The organism is Psittacicella hinzii (assembly GCF_003585885.1).
Classification (GTDB): domain Bacteria; phylum Pseudomonadota; class Gammaproteobacteria; order Enterobacterales; family Psittacicellaceae; genus Psittacicella.
Map to the genome: position 1 here is coordinate 1 of NZ_NRHC01000051.1, position 4,611 is coordinate 4,611.

Sequence of the window (4,611 nt, forward strand, 5' to 3'; positions counted from 1 at the left end):
AGAATACCCTGAAGCCAAACAGTTTTTCAAAGAAATCGAAGATGATTTATTTAATCTAACACTAATGTTCAAAAGTTAGATATCGTTTATTTTTTGATTGGCTTCGGGAATCCCTAAAGATAAGACTTCTCACATTTTTAGCAAAGTATATAAAAAGAAGTAGCTAAATAAAGCTACTTCTTTTTATTTTATTTCTGAAAGAATTTTTCACGATAGAAAGCTAACTCTGCAATAGAAGCTTTAATGTCATCTAACGCTAAATGAGTATCACCTTTTTCGTATTTATAATCAAATCCCCAAAGGAAGTTTAATTGTTTAATCGTAGATACATCGATTAAACGATAATGTAAATGTTCAACTACCTCTGGCATATACTTAATTAAAAACATCTTATCAGTAGCAATGGAGTTACCACATAAAGGAGAAGTTTTTACATTAGTATATTGCTGAATAAATTCTAAAGTTTGTTGTTGGGCTTGAGCTAAAGTAACATTTGAGTTCTTAACACGTTCGAGTAAACCATTCTTTGTATGCATCTCTAGAACAAAATCACTCATTGAATTTAGTACCTCATCAGGAGTTTGAATAGCTAGATTTGGACCATAGGCAAGAATATTTAAATCCTTGTCAGTAACGATTGTTGAGATTTCAATAATAGCATCTTTATCTAGATCTAAACCTGTCATCTCTAAATCAATCCATACTAGATTTGTATCCTTATCTCCTAGATTTTTAGTCATGCTCAACCCTTAAAAAAATAATGGCGGTGAGAGAGGGATTCGAACCCTCGATACGCGTTAACGTATACACACTTTCCAGGCGTGCTCTTTCGACCTCTCAGACATCTCACCAAGAAAAAAATAATAGTGTTTTTAAAAAAGAAAATAATATAGTGAGTTTGCTCTGTTAACTTTAGCTATGCTAAAGTTATTTTTCGATTGTTGAGAATTGATATTCAGGATTATTATCAAGCCATTCTTGAGTTTCAATATAATTAAACTTAGCCATATCCTTACAGTCAGTAAAATCTTTATCTTTTACTTTTTGATTTAACTTACGATATTCGTCTAAAAATACTTTTTCTAACTCTTTAGCTAATTGCTTAGCTTGGCTCTTTGACATACCTTTAGTATTTATAGGTTTTAGGTACTTCATAATTACCGTACCATTATCTAGTTTACCTAATTTGTATTCATTTAAATTAGATACAACTATTGGGACAATAGGAACTCCTGCTTCAATTGCAGTTAAAAAAGCACCTGATTTAAATGGCGCAATTTCCCATCGACCATACGATCTTGTTCCTTCAGGGAATAACCAAACGCAATATTTGTGCTTTGTTATCTTTTCTACTACCTGTTGAACGGTTTTGTAAGATTTACTTGCTGAGGTTTTCTCAATCAAAATATTACCAGAAGCCCAGTACATCCAACCAAAAATAGGAATCCAAGATAATTGTCTCTTACCTACAGTTACGGTATTAGGTTGAATCATCTTAGCTAAAGTAACTATATCTAGTGTATTCTGATGATTTGAGATATATACTGCAGTTTTTGGTAAAGAATCCATTTCTTGCTCAACCTTTGTGTTTAAGCCATAAACTGGACGTAATAAAGGTCTTACAAAATAAGCTATTCTGTACATATTCATTTTGTCTTTTAATTTAAAAAGACAAAGAATAAAAGCTACCATACATAATATTAACCAATAGGCTAATATAACAAAGGTACGTATAAAAGCAATAATATAATACATAATCTTCGTTTACTTACAAAATACCCTCTAAATTATATTACTATCTAAAAAATTGTCAAACTTTTTTAACTTTGTTCCCTCTTAAGAAATCTTAAGAGGGAACTAGAATATAATTTTAAACTTACGCTAAACTTGCTTTATAAGTTCTTGTAAGAATTTCTGTGGTATTTTTTGATAATTGATAGTTTTGTACTAAGTCCGCTAGAACTTTTAATATGCGACCACGATGAGGTTCAAGGTAGCTATCATATCTAGCAAAGAAGCGACAAATATAAGCAGCAACTGCTGGGTTGTTCTTATCTATTTTTACAATAAGATCTTTAAGGTAACTTAATCCATTATCAGCAAAGAACACATTATAATTTGCTCTTAAGCCTCCCATTAGGGTATAAACTGAATTAGGTTTATTAAGATCAAACTGTGGAGCTTGAGCTAAAATTTCTTCAATCTGCTCAACTGACTTAGCATTTTTAATGAGTAGTGTTAAAAGAACATCTAAACTCGTAGGATGTTTAACAAAATCTTTAGCAAATTTATCTAGCAGATATCTTAAGCTTGTTAAATCATTATCCGCTACCGCACTGATTACAGCTTCACGATCATTAAAGCAAGTTGCTTTATTTTCTAAGCTCTCTACTAATTCTAAATTATTACCTGTGATTGTTAATAGTGATAATAACTCACTGCGTAAAGCTCTTTCACCAAAATGCTCTGCTTTATATTCCCACTCTCTTAATGGCAGTGCTTGGTAAATTGCTAAAAGCCGTTCAGCAAAGGTTTGATAGATTTTCTCTTTGATCGCTTTATCAATTCTACTATAAACAACTGGATCTACAGCCTTATTTAAACCAGCAATAACTTTAGCAGCCGAATGGAAGCTTAAAATCTCCGCTGTTATACCTGGATTTTCTAAAGCATGCGCAAAAAGATTTTGATAAATTTCCATGAAATACTGATCAACAACTAGCTCAACCTTAGGATTAGCAGTAAAAGCCTGCTCATTGAGAGTATAGAGACTATTATAGTATTCATTAAAAGCATTATATTTAGCAAAAAGATTTTGACTATTAGCAGCAATATTTGCTAACTCTGCACTTGTTAGCTCTTGTTTAATTCTTACAGGAGAAGAGAAATCTAAATTAGTAACTATCGTTAACTTTTCCGGCACATTTGCCAGTGTAAAACTATAGCTTTGTTCTGAGAAAACAATTAGTTCTGGAACTACTTCTCCAGTTGTCGTAGTTAAGTTACTTAAAGTTCTACCATCAGCAGTTAAGAAATTTGTTTTTAACGCTAAAGTTAAAGGTTGCTTATCTTTTTGATCAAAGGTTGGCGGAGTAACCTGACTAAAGCTTACATCCTGGGTTTTTGTCTCAGCATCGTAAGATGTTGTTACCGTAACCTCAGGGGTACCTGACTGGCTATACCAAAGTCTAAAATGACTTAGGTCGTAACCTGAAGCATCTGCCATAGCATCGACAAAATCATCACAAGTTACAGCTTTACCATCATGACGAGCAAAGTATAACTTCATCCCTTTTTGGAAATTTTCCTCACCTATTAAGGTATGTAGAAGACGTATTACTTCTGCACCTTTTTCGTATACGGTGGTCGTATAGAAATTATCTTGTGACTCAACTTCATCAGGTCTAATTGGATGCGCGAGCGGACTCTTATCTTCATTAAACTGATAAGTTTGGATTTGACTTGCATTTTTTATACGCTGAATCGTTCTATCGACTGTATCAGCAGAGTACTCTTGATCTCTAAATACCGTTAACCCTTCTTTTAAAGTTAACTGGAACCAATCTCGACAAGTTACACGGTCTCCTGTCCAATTATGGAAGTATTCATGCGCTATTACAGAATCGATTAAGAATAGGTTTTGATCGTTAGATGTATCTTTATTTCCAATTAATAGGCTTTCATTGAAAATATTTAAACCTTTATTTTCCATAGCTCCAGCATTGAAATAACCAACACCTACAACCATAAAAATATCTAAGTCATACTCTAGATCAAAGCGCTCTTCATCCCACTTCATCGAACGTTTAATAGCTTCCATAGCAAAACGGATTTCTTCTAAACGTCCTGGTTCAGCAAATAAGCGTAGTTTGACTTCACGACCTGATTTAGTTACAAATTTATCGTCGAGAACATCAAAGTTACCAGCTACACAAGCAAAGAGGTAGCAAGGTTTAGGAAATGGATCATGCCAAGTTGCAAAGTGCCAACCATCTTCCAATTTACCAGAAGCGATTAAATTACCATTTGATAATAAGTATTGGTAACTATCCTTAGCTTCAATATGTGTGGTAAATTCCGCTAGACAATCAGGTCTATCAAAATAATAGGTAATTCTTCTAAAGCCTTCGGCTTCACATTGAGAAACAACTACTTGGTCAGATAAATAAATTCCTGACATAGCCAAGTTAGTTTCAAGATTAAATTCATTTTCAATCTCTAAAACAAATTCATCTCTTTGTTCTAAAGAACTCACGTCTACATGTAGCTTCTCAAAACCGTCAGGACCATCTAATTTTTCTAAAGTATAATCAGTCCAAACTTGCCCATTTAACTTCAAAGAAATTAAATTTAGTTTTTGTCCGTCTAAAACAAAAGATGTAGCTGATGGATTTAAAGCTTTTACCAAAATTTTACTACTAACTCTAGTAAGGGGAAGATCTAATCTTAAATTTAAATCAACTTTAGTTGCCGTGTAATCTAAAGGTTTATAATCTAAACGGCGTAGTACTTTTTCACTCATTAACATTACCTTAACAAAATCTATTAGTCCTTATCTTATCACACTTTAACAAGTAAATTTTTACCTAAGATAATAAAATTTAGCCTCTA

Annotated in this window: 3 protein-coding genes and 1 tRNA gene; all 4 read right to left on the reverse strand. The window is 32.7% G+C overall.

The window, feature by feature from the left end:
• Positions 1–188: 188 nt before the first annotated feature.
• The 4 genes from orn to pepN all read right to left on the reverse strand — a co-directional run bounded on the left by orn (position 189) and on the right by pepN (position 4,522).
• Positions 189–740: an oligoribonuclease gene (orn, locus tag CKF54_RS04565; protein ID WP_119525192.1), complete on the reverse strand. Its 552-nt coding sequence runs from the start codon at positions 738–740 to the stop codon at positions 189–191.
• A 21-nt stretch (positions 741–761) separates the two neighbouring features.
• Positions 762–851, reverse strand: a tRNA-Ser gene (locus CKF54_RS04570).
• 76 nt (positions 852–927) lie between these two features.
• Positions 928–1,650 carry a 1-acylglycerol-3-phosphate O-acyltransferase gene (locus tag CKF54_RS04575; protein WP_222987514.1) on the reverse strand — a complete coding sequence of 241 codons (723 nt, stop codon included), beginning with the start codon at positions 1,648–1,650 and terminating at the stop codon, positions 928–930.
• 226 nt (positions 1,651–1,876) lie between these two features.
• Entirely contained in the window at positions 1,877–4,522 is a 2,646-nt protein-coding gene (gene pepN, locus CKF54_RS04580) for an aminopeptidase N (protein WP_222987515.1), read from the reverse strand.
• Between the last annotated feature and the right edge of the window lie 89 nt (positions 4,523–4,611).

What these genes read in the sequence shown, in the direction of transcription:
- orn (WP_119525192.1), bottom strand. Translation starts at nt 740, where the DNA reads ATGACTAAAAATCTAGGAGATAAGGATACAAATCTAGTATGGATTGAT.
- CKF54_RS04575 (WP_222987514.1), bottom strand. Translation starts at nt 1,650, where the DNA reads ATGAATATGTACAGAATAGCTTATTTTGTAAGACCTTTATTACGTCCA.
- pepN (WP_222987515.1), bottom strand. Translation starts at nt 4,522, where the DNA reads ATGAGTGAAAAAGTACTACGCCGTTTAGATTATAAACCTTTAGATTAC.